The organism is Natronocalculus amylovorans, assembly GCF_023638035.1.
GTDB classification, from domain to species: Archaea; Halobacteriota; Halobacteria; order Halobacteriales; family Haloferacaceae; genus Natronocalculus; species Natronocalculus amylovorans.
Map to the genome: position 1 here is coordinate 47,923 of NZ_JAKRVX010000008.1, position 18,188 is coordinate 66,110.

Sequence of the window (18,188 nt, forward strand, 5' to 3'; positions counted from 1 at the left end):
TACCGTAGACTCTCTGTGAGTGTCTACAAACCCAGACTATACTTTGAAGTTTAGCTGCGACGCCTGTTCACGAGGGTATTGATCGGATTCCTTCTACTGACTCCGTCACAACCGTATCAAATTTGTCACTCAGTGATTGGGTCATCGCTGCTGATTTTGATTCCACGGTGAGACGAACAACGGGCTCGGTTCGGCTTGGGCGAATAAGTGCCCATCCGGTACCGTTTTTTGTCCAGATCTTGATCCCATCGATCATCTCGATCGTTTCGTACGTATCTATAATTCTGTTCCGCACACGATCGAGGGCCAACTCTGCATCTTGTGTTGGATACTTATATCGTTTCAGCACATGGGTGTTGAATGGCTCAGTGAGCGTCGATAATCGCCCTTCTGAAGCTACTAGTGAGACAATATTACAGGCTGCAAAATGTGCATCAGAGCAGTTGATCTCAGTTGACCACATCATTGTTCCAGAGCTTTCTCCACCAAAGGCAGGTGTTTCGGTCTCCGTGAGTGCACTTGCAACAAATGAATCCCCAACTGGTGTGCGAATAACTTCTTGACCATATTTATTGGCGATTGTCTCAACCTGTGTACTTGCATTCACTGGAACGACAAGATCGTGTCCGGACGCAGCTGCTCGATCGCACAACAACGCAAGCAGTGTGTCACCAGAGACGTATGCTCCTGTTTCATCTACTACTGCGAGTCGATCCGCATCAGCATCATGTGCGATACCGATATCTGCGCCAATTGAAGGAACGACTTCTCTAAGCATCTTGCAATTCGCTTCAGTGGGCTCAATTTCACGTCCTGGGAACGTTCCGTCCGGCTGCCCATGAATCGTTGTAACACGACAACCAAGTGACGACAGGACGTCTGCTGTTACACGCCCTGCCCCGTTCCCGAGGTCGACGACAACAGAGAGATCGAAGTGTGGAAATTGTGATTGGAGATAATTGACATGCCGATCGCCAAACGTGGTAATCATGTTCTCGGTTCCTGGTGTGATCGGCCGATCAAGTGGTACACTTTGTCCATTAGCTCGGCGAAGGATTGAGCGATGCTCTGTCCTATCAAAAGGACGCCCTGTTGCTGTAAAAAACTTCAACCCGTTCTCCTCTTGGGGATTGTGTGACCCTGTTATCATTACCCCGACATCGGCATCAGTCCACTCAACAGCCCGTGCAAGTGTTGGCGAGGATTCAATACCAAGATAAATAACGTCAACACCTCGTTCGAGAAGTCCTGCAGCTAATCCATGCTCCAGTAGTATCCCTGTTCTTCGAGTATCTCGCCCTACGACTACTTTGTTGGAATCTGTCCCAACTGCTCGACCAAGGCGTAGTGCTGTCTGTGCAGTAATTGTTTCTCCGACTGGCCCTCGGACGCCATTCGTCCCGAACATACTGTACTCGCTCGTACTGGCCGGTTTAGTATTTACAACATACTGCTGTCTCCAGTGCTAACGCGACCTGTACTAAAAATAGGGACCTAGAACAGACAAACGAGCGAGGTACGTGCCGTTGATGTTCCGGTATGAACTCGCTACTGCAAATGTAGTCCGCTACTCACTATTTGTAATTATCCTGATCTCCTTGTCATTTGTCACTGTGATATCACATGATGCATACCCAAATGTGACTTGTGCATCTCCATCACCGTTCGTAATAATGGAATCAAGTGCATCGGGGTCGATCGTTCCTGCAAGCTGTGGCAATGCGAGTGGATCCGTCCCTATTATCTTAGCCACTGCAAGCACCACTGCTGTACTCGGTTTTTCTGTGCCACAGGATGTCTGATATCCTCCAACATGTGTTCGTTGTATCTGTGCAGCTACCCGTCCATCTCGTACTTTACTGTTCGTCACTGTTTCCCTCTTTGCTTGTTGTATCGTCTGAGTGTTGTCATTTCGCAAGCTGACAATACACCTGCTTTGGGCAACATATCCTTATTAATTTGATACTAATTAATACTACCGGTCATTGACCAATTTCTCCGATAAAAAGCGCTACGAGAGCAGTATACGCCACTTATGCTGCGGTTATTTTTAGTGATTTGTTAGAGAAATAACGGATCACGGACGTACGGGGCGTAAGCCCACGAGTTCAGTCGTTCACGAGACACAACACGTCTCGTTAGCCAACCAGAACTCGACACGTTCTGATGACCCTGGATGCATCCGCCCATGTCGAATCAACGAAACAAGCGGTGAAATGGTCCTTACGAACGCTCCAACCAACGTGGGGCTATTCCTCAGTGAGGGACACCCACAACTTTAATCGTAAAAGGAGTTACTCTACTGTAACGCTTTTTGCAAGATTTCGTGGTCGATCGATTGAGCGTCCAAGTGCAGACGCACAATGATATGCGATTAGTTGAAGTTGTACGTTGGTGAGAACTCCAGAGAGCTCAGGAGTGAGCGATGGAACGCCAATGTATTCATCACACACTCGGCGTGGGCCGTCCGCTTGGTCTGGTCCGATACCAATCACCGTCGCTCCACGAGATCGAACCTCATGTGCGTTACTCACTGTCTTTTCATCATGATCTCCAGTAAATACGACTAACACTGCACTTTCCGGGGTAATTAACGCAAGCGGGCCATGTTTTAGTTGTCCAGCAGCAAATCCTTCAGCATGCTCATACGTTATTTCCTTAAATTTTAACGCCCCTTCAAGTGCTACTGGATATCCGACACCCCGGCCGATGAAGAATCGGTTCGGGCGATTCACCAGCGTCTGTGCGACATACTCGCTGTCGGCTGTTGATAACACCGTATCGACTGCTGTTGGGAGCTCCGCGATCGAACTGAGCAGTGCCGAATTTGACGCTGTTTTTGAGCCAAGCGTTGGTGTTAGATATGCTGCAAGTAGTGATAGTGTCGCAACCTGTGACGAAAATGTCTTGGTTGCTGCAACGCCAATCTCCGGTCCTGCGTGAATATACACCGTCTTGTCGGCAATACGTTCAATTGACGATCCGACAACATTTGTCACTGCCAACGACCGTGCATCGGTCTCGTTTACACGGTGGATTGATTCGATTGTATCCGCAGTCTCACCGCTTTGTGTTATTGCAACGACAAGCGTTCGCTCATCGATCGCAGCAGGATACGACGAGAACTCGCCTGCTCTGTGCACGTGTGCTGGAATTCCTCGTGCGTTGAGAAGCTGACACCCATACAGTGCTGCATGATATGATGTCCCACACGCAACAAATTCAATCCGATCAATGTTTGCAAAGAATGACTGGTCGAGTTCTTCGAATACCACCGCATTCTCACTCGTTAGCCGTGGTTTAATAGCACTCGCAAGCGCGTCAGGCTGCTCGTGTATCTCTTTCAGCATATAATGGTCATAACCCTGTTTTTCTGCAGCCTCTGTTGACCATGTAATTGTGGTTGGTTCGAGACTCACACTCTTTCCGTCTCGGAACACTGTGTGTGTTTCCGGTTCAAGCACAGCAACATCTCCGTCTTCGAGATGAATGACCTCTTTTGTGTGTTCGAGGAACGCGGGTACATCGCTTGCAACGTATCTTGCAGAATCGTCAACCCCAATAACGAGTGGAGAGCCGTTCCGAGCAACATAGATCGCGTCGCGATGTGTCGTTACCATTGCAAGCGCATACTTGCCGTCGATTCGTTCAGTTACCTTCTGTAGTGCTGTGAGTGGATCAACGCCATCCTTGAGATGTTGTTCAACGAGATGGGGCACTACCTCTGTATCGGTCTCGCTCGTGAATTCATGCCCATTGTTTTGGAGCTCGGACTTTATTCCGTCGTAGTTTTCAATAATACCATTGTGTACGACGGCAACAGTTCCGGTACAGTCTGTGTGCGGGTGAGCGTTCTCATCCGTTGGCGCACCATGCGTACTCCATCGAGTATGACCAATACCCAACATCCCAACCGGTTCGTTTGCAGTAATCGATTGGCGAAGCCCATCGGTTTCTCCTGCTTGCTTTGCGACTGTCAATCCGTTTCCAGTCGCAACTGCAATACCTGCAGAGTCATATCCCCGATATTCGAGTTTACTGAGACTGTTCATCAACGTAGATGTGATATCTGCATTCGAAATACACCCTGTAATTCCACACATCCTAGGATCCTCCTGTTACCTTTGGGAGGCGTGTGCTACTCCCTGTGAGCGAAATAATAGATACGATTGATACTGTTGTTGTGCTGCATTTCACATGTCGTCTCATTGGAACATCACCGTCGCAGCTTTGCCTATTGTGGCGTGAGTGTGCGACAGGGTTATCTAAGCGACTGTAACAGGCTTTGTTATTCTTCGATTTGCTTGTCGCTCAACATGAATTGCTCAGCCTACTTAGCAGTATCCAGTTATATAAATAATGAGTACAGCAGTGAATGAACGTATCCAGTGCCTACGTATCTGCAACAGTCTGTACAACTGCTAGCGTACTTACTGCGATAATTGTCGCAGTAAACGCAATTGTCAACTGTACTGCAGCGGTTACAATCGAGACCGCAAAGAGTCCTCCTCCAATGATCGACGCACCAAGATAGTAGTACGGCCACCGAGACTGTTCAGTTGATTCAACGTCGAGGAACTTATACAGTTGTTCTGCATTCGGTCCGACATTTACTGTCCCTCTGTTATCATCAAAATCAATCACATCCGTGTCATTCATCTTTGGGAGATGACACTGGTAGAGACCGACATACACGCGTTTGCGCTCTTGTGATGTCAACGCAGTAATTGGCTTATCGTTTTCAATCGCCGCAATGTGCTCCGCAAGGTCGCTCAGTGTTGTTTGTCCGGGGTTTTCCTGTAAATACCGAAGTACGTGTCGCCGCCGCTCGTTCTTGAGAACCTCAAAAACGAGGTCAAGCGACAGTGTTGTAGCAACTTGTTCTGGCTCTGGTTGTGGTTCTGCAGTTGGGTTGCTGGGCGAATCGGCGCTCTCTTTCGATTTGGTTGGTGATATTTGTGTCGTCATAATCCAGTTACCTATGTTATTAAGTTCGGATATACGCCAGCGGGTGCCGATTCCAACAACGAACATCTCGACACAACTTGCCCACAGCTGTGAAGGTGACGTTTCCATGTACGTTGTTGTCGGTCGACATAATGTGTAATGAATATCACGAAGTAATAAATGTTGGCTTTTTTGCAATCAGTGACTATGCCGGTCTTCTGATCATTTGATTTCCAAAATTCCAACACATGCGTGTAGGATAGTATTAGATCGGCTATCGTCCGGCGATCATGAGCGTCCGTACCCATGCTGTGTGCCGAAGGTAGCCAACGCCATGCGACCCGTAATAGCTGCGTACACGCATCTAGAATGTGATAGTTTCTGACTTGCATTGGCATCTCGTGGCGTGACCAACCCTACCATGAGGAGACATATAAATATCCAGTATCGTTTACCACTCTTTTCTCTCGAAGCCTCTACTTACTAACTAGTAGCATTGATATTCTACCCATACTATATCAGCCTATTCTCAGCATGTTTTCACTGTGTTCTCGACAATAACCACCGTGAGGGCCCATTTTGGTACCGTCGCAGCCGTAATACTAGTATAACAAAGACCATTGCTCTACTGTTCTCTCGAAGATGACGTGCCCGTACTTAGCGTATCTCCGAGAAGGCGATAACAAGTCCTTTGATCACGAACGCCCGTTTTGTGGCGCAACTGAGAGTTTTGTCTCGCCAATGCAAGCTGACCTTTGTAATGACCGGTTCGATTTCCACCATACCACCCACTGTAGTATATATCAGGAGTATGAACGAAATACAGAGCTTGAAACACCGATTGATAGAATGGTTTCACCGATCGATGAATAGTATAATAGCCGTGCTACCATTTGCGAATCCATCGATGCTTGTTCATACTGAAAGCCCCCCACCTAGTACATTCTAATGAGAGCAAATACTATGGCATATACAGATTATCTCAACCGCGATAAGCTCATGCTCACCGTCGCGACAACTGGCGGAGTCCATGGAAAAGATGCTAACCCAAACCTCCCTGAACAGCCCGAAGAGATCGCAGAGCAGGTCCGAGAGTGTGAAAAGCTCGGTGCTGCAATCGTCCATGTCCACGGTCGAAGTGAGACTGGAGAGAACAACTCGGCCCGCCTGCAAGAGGTGAACGATGCGATCAGAGAGCGGTGTGACGACATTATTATCCAAAACACCACTGGTGGGCAGGCTGTCCTTGAAGAGAGAATAAAAGGGATACGGACCGATCCACTCCCTGAAATGGCATCACTTGATATGGGGCCGTTCAATCGTGATCGCCATATTATCACCGAGCACAATCGTCACAATATTGATCTCCTTGCCGAAGAGATGCAATCAAAAGGGATCAAACCAGAGCTTGAAGTATTCAATAACGGCCACCTGAACGAGGTATATCGGCTTATTGAGACTGGCTTGCTCGATGAACCATATTATATCAATATCATCTTCGGTGGCGGGACCTTTTCGATACCATCACCGAAGAATGTGCTTAATCTCGTTCAAAACCTTCCTGACAATTCGAAATTTAATCTCCTCGCAACCGGTCCACACCAGCTCCCACTAACCACAATGGGTATGATCCTTGGTGGTCACGTTCGTGTTGGAATGGAGGATAATCTTTACTTTAGACGTGGTGAACCTGTCAAAAGTAATGCTCAACTCGTCGAACGAGCTGCAAATATTGCATCAAATCTTGACCGAGAGCTGGCGACGCCTGACGAGGCACGAGAGATACTCGGCATGAAATAACCCACCGTTCATAACAGGACTGCTAACTGCTGATGTTGAAGTTGCTTGATTCACAAGCGCGTGCGATTGGTCGCCGAACGATCTCTACGTTCCCGATAGTCGAATCTTTGTTCCGAAACGTTCGGAGCGAATATTTGCGAACACACATCCACCTTCGAACAGCCTCTCGGAACTGCTTTCGAGCCGCGCCGATCGATCCGTTTGCGATCTATTGGGTCGACCCTGAGGAAATCAACTATGTCGCAACAGCCATCGAGTGGCCCCGATACGAACGCTTAGGTGTTGTCCTTGATGGAGACTGGGATGAGCCAGATATCAAGTTTACAGAAACAGATATCTACCAATCATTTAAGCGGCACTTCCAAGATGGAGTCCCGTGGGAAGACACCGAGTTCTTTGATCGCGTTGCATCATCGATCGCTCGTGGAAAAACTCCCTGGGGGTGTGACTCACAATCTGCGATCCACGACCGATGTGAACAGCTTGACGCACTGTACGCAAATATAGAGGCACATGGCTTCAAAACGCAAGCACAACTCATGGCTGATGAATCAGTTGACACTGCTGCAACAAATCGTACAACTGAATTTGAACGCTTTCTCTACGATGAGATCGCGATCGATATCGGCCGTGATGGATCGCTTCTATTCTCCGATGGTCGAAACCGACTGGCGATCGCAAAAATACTTGACGTTGATGAGATTCCGGTGGTTGTATTGCTCCGTCATGAAGGATGGCAATCGTTCCGAGACCAGATTGCGGTACACATTCATATGCACGGGAGTATGCCATCGATCGCCAACTCACACCCAGACTTAGCTTCGATCCACGATGAGCTTTCAGATTAACCGCTGATTTGGCTACTTGTAGGTACATCAACGCTCTCCCTGACCGCCTTTGCAACCGTTTCGATCGATCCAAATGGAATATCTTGATGGGTCGGCAGTACGAGCACCCGGTTTCGGAGCTCCCTTGTCCCTCTGATCGAAAATGCACGTTCAGCAGCGTAGACTATCGGCCAACTGAATACATCTGCTGGTAATCCCGTTTTTCGAACCGCGACGTATGCGTTATTCCGATCGGTGACGGTATTAAATTGCACCGCAACACCATACGGAGCGCAGCCATCGTACAGTTTTGGAGTCAATAGTATTGGATATCCATTCTCCGCCAGCAGCGCCCGAAGGCGGTCATACCGGCGACATCGCGCTGCAACTGTTTCCTTTGGGTCGGTTTGTGCAAGTCCGAGCTTTGAGATCACACCCGGGCCTGCGTTCTGCATTTGATCTGCCGGTGCGACTGCATCCACATCTCGAGTAAGCAGCTCTGTTGGTGGATGAGGGAATGATGGGATAACTCCTGTTTTTGAGATAACACCTCGTGCAGCTGCTCGAAGGACCCCACCTAGCTCGCTTGGCTCCGCAGTTGGTTGTGAAACATCATACGTTTGACTTACTACCAATCCCCCACTTGGAACACGCAATGTTTTGTGGAGTGAAAAAATCGCGAGATCTCCTCGCGACCCGAGCAATTGTCCATTACGATCGCGCCCAAACAACCCACGAGCACAGTCTTCGATTACGATTGTATCATGGGATTCCGCGAGTTCGAATAGGTGATCGACGTTCGGATCGCTAAAGCCAAAGTAGTGGACAACTACTATCACATCCGGTGGCGATTCAGCGAACTGCTCAGCAAGTTTCCCTGCTGGGAGCCGAAGGTCTTGATTGAGCGGATAGTACTCAACATCGAACCCCGCTGCTAGCGCCGCCCACACAACGCCACCAGGAATAAACGATGGTACGTACAGCACTGGTGCACTCTGTGTTGACTCCTCTGTGAGGTCACTGTATGCTTCGGTGAGAAATTGGTGGAGGCCAACGATCGACCGTGAAAATACTCTGCGCTTTCCCGCTGGTGTCCACGCATCGTCGAACAGCCATTCGGGATATCCTGGCGATCGAAACCGAAGCCAGCGGAGCTGGAACTGCGGCATTGACGTATAATACATATATTATTACGTGGATTCTGTAGCTCCAAGCAGCGACTGTAATCCTGTTTGAAGTTCAATTTGAGGCGTGTATCCGAGACCGTTTTCTGATCGGTGTAGATCAGCAACACTTTGTTGGATATCACCTGGACGAGGCTCTGTATAGACAATCTCTGATGACGATCCAACCAACGAAATAATCTCCTCTGCGAGATCTGCGATCGTTACTGATGTCCCAGTTCCAACATTGTATGCGCGACCGACTTCTTTGGTAAGTGCGGCAGCTGCGTTTGCCTGCACGACATCTGAAACATGGACGAAATCACGGCTTTGGCTTCCATCCCCATGGACTGTTATCGGCTCATTATTGACCGCTTGTCGTCTAAACACATCAATGACGCCGCTATATTCCGTACTCTGCCGTGGGCCATACACGTTGAAATATCGAAGCACAACAACTGGAATATCGTAACAGTCACCGAATACTCTGACATAGTGATCGGCCGCGAGCTTGTCAACACCATAGGGTGAGGATGGATTTGTCGGGTGCGATTCACTAATTGGGACGGTTTCTGCAGAACCATACACCGCACAGCTCGAAGCGAATACAAGTCGTGCATCGACTCTTTGGGCATATGAAAGGAGCGACAACGTTGCATCAACGTTTACATCATGGCTCACTTGCGGCGATCGATACGACTGTTCAACGCTTACAATGCCTGCTTGATGAAAAATAATGTCAACATCAGTTGGGAGAGCATTAATTGTATCCGCATCTCTCAAATCCCCGTGAATGAACGTTGCTTCTGTCGGAATGTTCGCAGTTGTCCCTGATGAACAGTTATCCACGACCGTGACATCGTTTGCATCAACAAACGCATCAGCAAGGTGACTGCCAATGAATCCTGCACCGCCAGTGATTACGATCTGTTTCCCCTGTACTGCAGCGACTGCATCTGACGAACCGGATTCAACAGCCCATGCTGGCTGCTGATCTTTTGACTCACTCATTGTCAACTATTCGGACAATGGCGGCTTTGTAATGGGATGCGTTCAGTTTACAGTGGCTGCCTACCTGAATCAAGGAGAGAGTCCCAGCCTTTAGGCTGGGCGTGAATCCGACACTCCATTTCATGAGCCACGTTCGATGCTTACTTTGGGGTATCCTCTCTCACTTTCTGTTCTCCTTCGAGGAGTAAGCCCTTCCACGTCAATCCACGGCGCTTCTTCAACTTTTTCAGTCGGTCGTACTGTTCGTCGTCGTCAAACTCGATGCGAATTGCGACCATATAGTATCACACGAACGGAATACTTATGTGCGTTACGGTACGACCAGTAGGTGATGAAGCGTGCCAATACGTTCGAGGTGGTTCCTCAGTCCGACGAGGACGAGGAGCTGCTACGTCGCCTGTTGGATGCTTCTGCTGCTCTCTGGAACGAGATCAACTACGAACGTCGACAGAACTACACCGACCCTACCGGCGACGTGTGGGGCATTAGTGAGTATCGTGGTCGCTATGGTGGTATTCTTGGTTCTTCAACAGTTCAACAGATTGACCGTAAGAACCGCGAATCGTGGAAGTCGTTCTTCGCACTTCAAAAGAAGGGTGAAGCCAACGGCAAACCCGGTTTCTGGGGGAACTCCGAAGATGGACGAGAACTCCGAACGTACATCCGAAACACGTCGTACTCTGTTGAGTGGGGCGAATACTCCCGACTCGAAATTCTGGTCGGTAAAGACCTGAAAGACGAGTACGGGCTGGGCCACCGTGAACGCTTCCGGCTCGAAGTCCGGGGCGAACCTAACTGGAAAGAATACGAGAAACAAGGTCGGTTAGAGTTGTACTATGACGAACAATCGGGCCAATTCAGGGCCTTTCAGCCAGTCACAATCAGCGAAGACCATTCTCGACTGGCACACCCACTGGCTTCCGAAGAAGCCGCCCTAGATATTGGTGCAAACAACCTTGTCGCCTGCACAACCACAACCGGCCAGCAATTCCTTTATGAAGGACGCGACCTGTTCAAGCGATTCCATGAAACCACACGAGAGATCGCCCGTCTGCAATCGCTGTTGGAAGATAGTCGATACAGTAGTCACCGTATCCGACAGCTGTACGACCGCCGGACGAAACGACGCGATCACGCCCAAGACGCGCTCGCACGCGACCTGATTGAACGATTGTACGATGAAGGTGTTTCGACAGTGTACGTGGGCGATTTGACCGATGTGTTGGAAACTCACTGGTCGGTCAAAACAAACGAGAAGACGCACAGCTTCTGGGCATTTCGAGCGTTCGTGAAACGATTGATGTATACTGCCGAAGAATACGGTATGTCAGTGGAGGTGCGATCTGAAGCATGGACGAGTCAGGAGTGTCCGAATTGTGGTTCGACAGAGGATACGACGCGGCACCGTGATACGTTGACGTGTCCGTGTGGCTTCGAGGGGCACGCTGACCTCACAGCGTCGGAGACGTTCCTTCGACGTCACCAGAACTCAAAGAGTTCTGGTTGGCGAACGAGACGCTTCGCGTCTCGTCAACGGCAGACGACAGTAACACGGTCGATGGCACGACCTGTATGCCTCAAGTGGGACGACCACAACTGGTCGGAGTTACCACGCTCTTTCCGTCTCAACGAGGAGCATACGAACCCGCAAGTTGCCTCCGTGGGTCGGTAAGCGATACCCCCAGCGTGAGGAAACCTCGCCGTTCACGGCGAGGAGGATGTCATTTGAGCTCTGTAGAGCATCGTTGACATTCTCCCACCCTGAAGGTCGTCAACGGAACGCATAGTACTCGTCTGATCGGTGTGTTTTCGTGTTCGACTGACGAATCTAACACCTGTACTCGAAGCGCGATCGAAAAAGCGTAATAGAACGCGTCTACGACCACTCTGTAGGTTATATTGCTGTCTCTCTCCGTTGCATCTTTGTATGTTAAATAGCTAGCATATTATTACATCTGATGACAAAAATATAACAATGGCACCTACGCCGAGAGTTGGACCGCACGAGAATGCAATCTCATCGCAGATTACAGTTCCAGACACGCTTTTGATTGCGTCACAGTTTGATTCCCTCCGTACTCCTGCCATCGTTGACCTATGCACTCCACACGACCCTGCGTCACTTGATATAATGTATGTAGCACTGACACAGTCACCAACTTCAGTTGTTAATTTATGGGAGACACATGTGGGAAAACAACCACGATCGTTTACCATTATTACGGCAAATCAGTATTTAAACGATCTCGATTCTACGGTGACCGCAGGAGAAATTCAGGCATCTGTTACGTATATCCGCTCTCCTGCTGACTTGACTGCGCTTGGAATCCAACTTACAAATGGGACACACAAGTGGAATACAGATAACACAAACGGCGTATTTTGTATTGATTCTATCACGCCCATTAAGGAGTTTTCAGGGCTTGTCGAGACGTTTGATTTCCTTCAAACTGTTGCCACAAAAGCAGCGATCCAGGAGTTCACAGTCATTTGTTTAATTGACCCTAATACAACGGACGTACCGACAATAGATACGCTCAAAGAACTATTTGACAGCGTTGTCAATATCGGAACCGCTGAAACAGATTGTATCGGCATACACCAACGACTACCTTGAGTATCGGAGCAGAGGGTGTTAAGATACTCTTGAATCTTTTCGATCGCTGGCTACTCCCACACCAAGGACTACAATCATAATTTTAGAAAAGAACAACTATCGCTTAATTTCTAACATATATTTTGAAATAATCTTATTCAAATTTCTTTAGTACTATCGCACGTCTAAATAGTTTAAAAACAGATATAAATGAACGATGCTACACTTCGGATCTCAAAGATGTAGGGTATATAAACCAGTAGTATAAATATAGATGTAGTAGATGTCGTTTGGTGATACACTCGAAATTCAGAACGTGGTTGGATCGACTGGAATTGGGTTTGAGCTCGCACTAGAGGAGCTCTCAACAGACCTCCCGGGATCAGATTATGATCCTGACAACTTCCCCGGACTTGTTTACCGGATGAACGACCCAAAAGCAACAACGCTTATCTTCCGATCGGGGAAGATTGTCTGCACGGGTTCAAAAAGCGCAGAATCACTCACCGAGTCTATCAACATTGTCTTTGATAAACTCGAAGCACTTGGCATCCCAGTCCCCGATGAACCGGATATTACAATCCAGAACATCGTCTCTTCGGCTGACCTTGGCGAGAGTCTTAACCTGAATGCGATGGCGATCGGCCTTGGGTTGGAAGATGTCGAGTACGAGCCTGAGCAGTTCCCAGGACTCGTCTACCGCCTCGATGACCCTGAAGTAGTTATTCTCTTGTTCGGATCCGGAAAAATTGTCGTCACCGGCGCTAAATCCCGAGAGAAGGCAATTGAAGGCGTCGAAGTCGTTGCAAGTCGAATCGCTGATCTTGGACTGCTCTCGATCGACTAACGAGAAACGGCCACTTACCGGATATTTCATGTGGAATACAATTCCCCTGTAGCGTGTCTCAGTAGACATACAAATACGTCTACAACATAATTGTAATATATTGACATTTTGTACACTTCACTGTGTCAAATTTTACACTTTGATATTTTGTACCGAATCTATATGAACCGATCTTGTATATTATATACAAGCCAATGAAAGATACTGGGTCGTGGGGTAGGAGGGGCAGACACACGTTATTTGAATTCATTACCAAAACACCCGATGGGACACGAGTGACAGATGGCTCTTTTGAGAAGCGTCATCGTATCGTACTATTTTCGATCGCTATTCAACTGCCAATTTTGTTCGCCATTAGCCGGTTTACTGGACTTGGGGCACTAACCGGCGTTGAATTTCCATCCATTCCGTTCTCACACTCCTTTGCTGGTGTTGGAGGTATCGCCGCTATTGCGACACTCGCCGCGGTTCCTTCGCTTTCTCGACGCACACGCTCGTTGCTTGCCTCATTTGGTTTTATGACTTGTGCTGCGGTGTTAGCATACTTTTGGGGCGGATTCATTGAAGCCCACTTTCTGTATTTTGTTGGTGTCGGGATCGTTGCTCTGTATGAAGATTGGGTTCCGTTTGCGGTCTCGATCCTCTATGTCGTTTTTCAACACAGCATCTTTGGTGTTGTCGGCGGCATTCACGTGTACAATCACCCCGCTGCGATGCAGCACCCGGTTGCGTGGGGAGTTATTCACGGTATCTTCGTTGCTGGACTCGCAATCGCCATCTTACTCCATTGGCAATCGCTCGAATCGACGCATTTAGATCTCGATGAGAGGGTTGCAGACATAGAAGCGCTTGAACAGAAACAAAAAGAGGTCGATGCCGCACGACAAGAAGCCGAAACACAACGAGCAAATGCTGCCCAACTGAACCAATCGCTCAGAGAAGAGGCAGCAATCATGGGTACCGCATTAACTGCAGTTGCGGATCGTGATCTAAGCAAAAACCCACCGACTGATAGTAATATCACTGCGATGCAGGAGGTTAGCAGTGCATATTTCCGAATGACTCGCGACCTCTCCGCTGTTGTAACTGATCTCCGATCGTTTGCTCAGAATGTCGAACAGACAACAGAAACAACGTACTCACGTGCGGATGCGCTTCAACACACGCAACACGAACACGCAGAAGATGTCCGATCGCTTTCTAATCAGCTTCGAACGCAAGCTGAGAAACTCGAAACAGCAAGTGATGAGATGAACAACCTCTCAGCCGTGATTGAGGAGATCGCTTCAAGTACCGAAGAAGTCTCTGTCGAGTCCACACGCGTTGCAGAGAACTCACAGGAAGCCAACAAACAGATTCAGACTGCAGTTACCGTTATGGATGACGTTGAACGCCGTGTTTCGACCGTAACTGAACTCATTGAAACAATGAGCGATCGGATGGACTCGGTTGAGAGCGCAACATCACTCATTGATGAGATTGCAGACCGTACGAATATCCTCGCTCTTAATGCATCTATTGAGGCTGCACGCGCAGGTGGTAATGGGAACAACGCAGGAGATGGATTTACCGTTGTTGCTGACGAGGTCAAAAATCTTGCAACTCAAACGCAACAGCACTCCGCAACAATCCAATCAGATATTGAGACCACTCTCTCGGATGTGTCTACCGTTCAGACGAATATCCAAACGCTGAGCAGCTCTATCACTGATAGTCGAAATACGGTCGTTGACACCGGTTCAATCTTTGAGGATGTTAACCGATCGATGTCAAACCTTGAAGCATCAACAAATGAAGTCTCGCGCGCAATTGACGAAGGTGCTGCAACGACTGAGGAAGTAACACAAGCCATTATGTCGGTTGCGGAGGGTGCCCGAACACTTGCAACAACTGGCGATCGCGTTGCTAATTCTTCCGAAGAGACTGCGATCGAAATTGGTAATATAAAGTCTGATCTGTCTGCCCTAGGTGAACAGACGACGACACTCCGGAAAGAACTGGATCAGTTTATTATTCGAGATTTAGCGGAGCTCAATCAGGTAAGCGATGACTCTAGTGCAACGATATCTCCCAAATAACAGAGTTTAAGAGATATTCACGGTATTTATTTGAAAAAAACGTACATACTACGGTGGTACTCAGTAGGTACTGCGATGATTCATAGACGTACTATACTATCTTCATATCCCTTCGCTGAGCTCGTTATCACCACGTTGGGTAGTATTCTCTTTCTTACTGCAATCTTCACCTCGCTTATTTATTCTGATCCTCTCATTCACTGGCTCTCACAACTATTCGTTAGCATTGGTATCCCAACAATACTCATCATAATTGGGTTCAAGATTGAACACCTAGAGTTTACAGCCTCTGAGCAGATTGAAGTGCTCAAGTGGACCGTTAGTGGGGTGTGTGTCTCAGGTTTGTTATCCTCTTTTATTATTATTCACCAAACTGTTGAGGGGACTATTCTCTCAGAGCCAGGGTATATTGTACTCGTCTGTGGATCTGTTGGAGCTGTTGCAGGTACTACCGCCGGAGTTACAGAGAATCAAGGAGAAAGCCCACGACTTGAGTCGTGGATGAATCCGACAACACACGACGCGAACCGTGAGCGATAGCCAGTTCGAGTCTCCCACGTTGATCCATACCTTTACAGACCAACATTTCGTACTACTGATTGATGAAGCGAGCCAACCAGTTCGATGTTCACCCGCGCTCTACGAACGGGCGTGAGGTGTTCGTTCGTTGGTTGGATGCTTCTGCGAGTCTCTGGAACGAGACAAACTACGCTCGCCGCCAAGCCTTCCTCGAAGACAACGAAACCGTCTGGGATGCTGATACCGGCAGTCTTGAAGGCAAATACAAAGCCGTCCTCAGCAGTTCGGTTGCCCAGCAAATCATCCGCAAGAACTCCGAAGCGTGGCGGTCGTTCTTTTCTAGCAATGAGAAATACTACGCTGGAATACTCGGTGAGAAACCATCGCCACCGGGGTACTGGGGCAATGAAGAAGATGGACGAGTGCTTCGCACCTACGTTCGCAACGACCAGTACACCATCGAGTACGGGAATCGCTCCCGTCTCGAAATCCCGATTGGTTCCGAACTCAAAGACGAACTCGGATTAAATCGGAATCAGCGTCTTCGCGTTGAACTATCGGGCGACCCGAAGTGGAGCGGCGAGCAGAACCGACTTGAAATTGTGTACGACGAAACCGCTGACACGTTCAGGGCCTTTCAACCAGTCACTATAGACCGTTCTCGACTGGACTCACCACTGGCTTCAGAAGAAGCCGTCACCAGAAATCCTCGATTTCTGGTTGCCCATCAGACTCTGTCTGATGACCGCTCTGGACGTTGGCGCGAACAACCTCGTCGCCTGCACGACAACGATCGGCTCTCAATTCCTGTACGAAGGACGTGACCTGTTCGAGCAGTTCCGTAAAACCACGGAACGAATCGCACACTACCAGTCGCTACTCGAAAACCAGCGAAAGACCAGCAAGCGCATCGACCGATTGTATCGAAAGCGCACGAATCGCCGCGACCACGCGCAAGACAGTCTTGTTCGTGACCTCGTGGAACGCTTGCACGACGAAGGTGTTTCGACGTTGTATGTCGGAGACATCAAGGGTGTTCTCTCAACGCATTGGTCGCCGGTTGTGAATGAGAAAACGCACAACTTCTGGGCTTTCAGACGATTCATCAACCGCCTCGAAGACGTATGTGAAGAGTATGGAACCACGGTTGAAGAAGAATCCGAGGCGTGGACAAGTCAGGAGTGCCCTGGGTGTGGCGAGCGAGAAGAAACAGTTCGTCATGAGGATTCGTTGACGTGTACGTGTGGGTTTGAGGGGCACGCCGACCTTGGAGCGTCAGAATCGTTCCTAAGACAGCAGAACAACAAAATAGGGCCGATGGCACGGCCCGTGTACCTCAAGTGGAACAATCACAACTGGCGGGAACACCATAGCCCGCCATCCATTGCGGTGGAAACAACGGCCAACAAGGAGTACACAAACCAGAGTACCACATCGAGTGGGAATGTCGCTCTTGGGGACTCAGACGACTGAGACTCCCACGAGAGGAATCCCACGACTTCAGTCGTGGGTGGATGTCAAAAACGCTAAATCACTTCAACATATCCGTTTTATTGATTCCCAAACTGCTGATGCGGATGATACAGCTGACTCCTTTGTAGATCGGGGTGATATAGCACAATCTACACTGTCAACTGTTTTTTCTGACACTGATCGACAAGCGATTTTACGATATTTTGTTTATTCTGGCCGTCAAGCAGCACAAATTAGCGAACTGGTGGAGTATCTGATACCACATACCCAAGATGAGATACAGCCAACTGATACAGACTACATGTTTCTTCATGGACAGTACACTGCAGCGCTATACAATGAGCATATCCCCAAACTCGAAGCGGTTGATATCATTACATACCATCATCCAACGGCCACAATAACGTACCAACTGGACCGATTCGATGAATTGGAGGTCATCCGCATAATTCAATCACTAAGTACAGACTCGTTTTTCACCTCATTTTGATCTACTGACTTTATTTTAAGTGATAGACAGTAGACCTTTGTATTCGTACTGTCTCATTTTTATAATGAGTTCTATCCGTCCATCTGAATTGGACGATCGCCGAAACGCAGATGATGAACTGTTTATTCTCGATATCCGGCCATCGACTGATTTTCAACGTTCGTCTATCGAAGGTAGCTACAACATTCCAGTGTATAACGCACTACGAAAAGGCGATGAATCACCGCTTCGAGACGAACTTTCAGCAATTCCGCGCGATATAGAAATTATTGTTGTCTGTAAGATGGGCATTGTTGCAAAACGCGCCACCGAAGTGCTCACAACCGAAGGATACGATGCATCAACACTCAAAGGAGGGATGAGTGGCTGGTCAGGATACAATCGTGGCTCGATCGGCTACAAACTCCGATCGTTCTTTTGGAATTGACAATCGCATC

Annotated in this window: 16 protein-coding genes and 1 pseudogene; 10 read left to right on the plus strand and 7 right to left on the minus strand. The window is 48.5% G+C overall.

Annotated features, from left to right (window positions below):
• Positions 1 to 67 precede the first annotated feature (67 nt).
• The 4 genes from AArcSt2_RS14540 to AArcSt2_RS14555 all read right to left on the minus strand — a co-directional run bounded on the left by AArcSt2_RS14540 (position 68) and on the right by AArcSt2_RS14555 (position 4,968).
• Positions 68 to 1,408: a phosphohexomutase domain-containing protein gene (locus AArcSt2_RS14540; RefSeq protein WP_174654977.1), complete on the minus strand. Its 1,341-nt coding sequence runs from the start codon at positions 1,406 to 1,408 to the stop codon at positions 68 to 70.
• 159 nt (positions 1,409 to 1,567) lie between these two features.
• Positions 1,568 to 1,870, minus strand: coding sequence for a HalOD1 output domain-containing protein (locus AArcSt2_RS14545; RefSeq protein ID WP_250585648.1), 303 nt, complete (start codon positions 1,868 to 1,870; stop codon positions 1,568 to 1,570).
• A 424-nt stretch (positions 1,871 to 2,294) separates the two neighbouring features.
• Positions 2,295 to 4,103: a glutamine--fructose-6-phosphate transaminase (isomerizing) gene (glmS, locus tag AArcSt2_RS14550; protein WP_174654978.1), complete on the minus strand. Its 1,809-nt coding sequence runs from the start codon at positions 4,101 to 4,103 to the stop codon at positions 2,295 to 2,297.
• 289 nt (positions 4,104 to 4,392) lie between these two features.
• The gene (locus AArcSt2_RS14555; protein ID WP_174654979.1) at positions 4,393 to 4,968 is read right to left on the minus strand and encodes a DUF7344 domain-containing protein; all 576 of its coding nucleotides are present in this window, start codon (positions 4,966 to 4,968) and stop codon (positions 4,393 to 4,395) included.
• 942 nt (positions 4,969 to 5,910) lie between these two features.
• On the opposite strand from AArcSt2_RS14555, the gene AArcSt2_RS14560 reads away from it, so the two are divergent.
• Positions 5,911 to 6,747, plus strand: a complete 837-nt coding sequence (locus AArcSt2_RS14560; protein ID WP_174654980.1) for a beta-keto acid cleavage family enzyme — start codon at positions 5,911 to 5,913, stop codon at positions 6,745 to 6,747.
• Positions 6,748 to 6,779: 32 nt separating this feature from the next.
• On the plus strand, positions 6,780 to 7,595 hold the full coding sequence (locus tag AArcSt2_RS14565) for a ParB N-terminal domain-containing protein (protein ID WP_250585649.1): 816 nt from the start codon (positions 6,780 to 6,782) through the stop codon (positions 7,593 to 7,595).
• On the opposite strand, the gene AArcSt2_RS14570 is transcribed toward AArcSt2_RS14565, so the two are convergent.
• The 3 genes from AArcSt2_RS14570 to AArcSt2_RS14580 all read right to left on the minus strand — a co-directional run bounded on the left by AArcSt2_RS14570 (position 7,592) and on the right by AArcSt2_RS14580 (position 10,026).
• Complete coding sequence (locus tag AArcSt2_RS14570; protein WP_250585651.1) at positions 7,592 to 8,758, minus strand: DegT/DnrJ/EryC1/StrS family aminotransferase; 1,167 nt, start codon at positions 8,756 to 8,758, stop codon at positions 7,592 to 7,594. The genes AArcSt2_RS14565 and AArcSt2_RS14570 overlap by 4 nt on opposite strands.
• Positions 8,759 to 8,764: 6 nt before the next feature.
• On the minus strand, positions 8,765 to 9,748 hold the full coding sequence (locus tag AArcSt2_RS14575) for an NAD-dependent epimerase/dehydratase family protein (RefSeq protein WP_250585653.1): 984 nt from the start codon (positions 9,746 to 9,748) through the stop codon (positions 8,765 to 8,767).
• A gap of 140 nt (positions 9,749 to 9,888) precedes the next feature.
• Positions 9,889 to 10,026 carry a hypothetical protein gene (locus tag AArcSt2_RS14580; RefSeq protein ID WP_250585655.1) on the minus strand — a complete coding sequence of 46 codons (138 nt, stop codon included), beginning with the start codon at positions 10,024 to 10,026 and terminating at the stop codon, positions 9,889 to 9,891.
• 53 nt (positions 10,027 to 10,079) lie between these two features.
• Here AArcSt2_RS14580 and AArcSt2_RS14585 point away from each other — a divergent pair, with 53 nt between their 5' ends.
• The 8 genes and pseudogenes from AArcSt2_RS14585 (at position 10,080) to AArcSt2_RS14620 (ending at position 18,178) form a co-directional block, all read left to right on the plus strand.
• Positions 10,080 to 11,420 (plus strand): RNA-guided endonuclease InsQ/TnpB family protein, encoded by a 1,341-nt coding sequence (locus AArcSt2_RS14585; protein ID WP_250585657.1) that lies wholly within the window; start codon positions 10,080 to 10,082, stop codon positions 11,418 to 11,420.
• 303 nt (positions 11,421 to 11,723) lie between these two features.
• Positions 11,724 to 12,365: a DUF7504 family protein gene (locus AArcSt2_RS14590; RefSeq protein ID WP_174654874.1), complete on the plus strand. Its 642-nt coding sequence runs from the start codon at positions 11,724 to 11,726 to the stop codon at positions 12,363 to 12,365.
• 262 nt (positions 12,366 to 12,627) lie between these two features.
• A complete protein-coding gene (locus tag AArcSt2_RS14595) occupies positions 12,628 to 13,191 on the plus strand; it encodes a TATA-box-binding protein (protein ID WP_174654873.1) in 564 nt (187 codons plus the stop codon).
• A 194-nt stretch (positions 13,192 to 13,385) separates the two neighbouring features.
• Positions 13,386 to 15,269: a methyl-accepting chemotaxis protein gene (locus AArcSt2_RS14600; RefSeq protein WP_250585659.1), complete on the plus strand. Its 1,884-nt coding sequence runs from the start codon at positions 13,386 to 13,388 to the stop codon at positions 15,267 to 15,269.
• Positions 15,270 to 15,344: 75 nt separating this feature from the next.
• Positions 15,345 to 15,809 carry a hypothetical protein gene (locus tag AArcSt2_RS14605; protein WP_250585661.1) on the plus strand — a complete coding sequence of 155 codons (465 nt, stop codon included), beginning with the start codon at positions 15,345 to 15,347 and terminating at the stop codon, positions 15,807 to 15,809.
• A 62-nt stretch (positions 15,810 to 15,871) separates the two neighbouring features.
• Positions 15,872 to 17,261, plus strand: a pseudogene (locus AArcSt2_RS14610) (RNA-guided endonuclease InsQ/TnpB family protein).
• Complete coding sequence (locus AArcSt2_RS16875; RefSeq protein ID WP_425493672.1) at positions 17,233 to 17,751, plus strand: DUF7344 domain-containing protein; 519 nt, start codon at positions 17,233 to 17,235, stop codon at positions 17,749 to 17,751. Before AArcSt2_RS14610 ends, AArcSt2_RS16875 begins: the two are co-directional and overlap by 29 nt.
• A 64-nt stretch (positions 17,752 to 17,815) precedes the next feature.
• A complete protein-coding gene (locus tag AArcSt2_RS14620; protein WP_174654870.1) occupies positions 17,816 to 18,178 on the plus strand; it encodes a rhodanese-like domain-containing protein in 363 nt (120 codons plus the stop codon).
• The last annotated feature ends 10 nt before the right edge of the window (positions 18,179 to 18,188 follow it).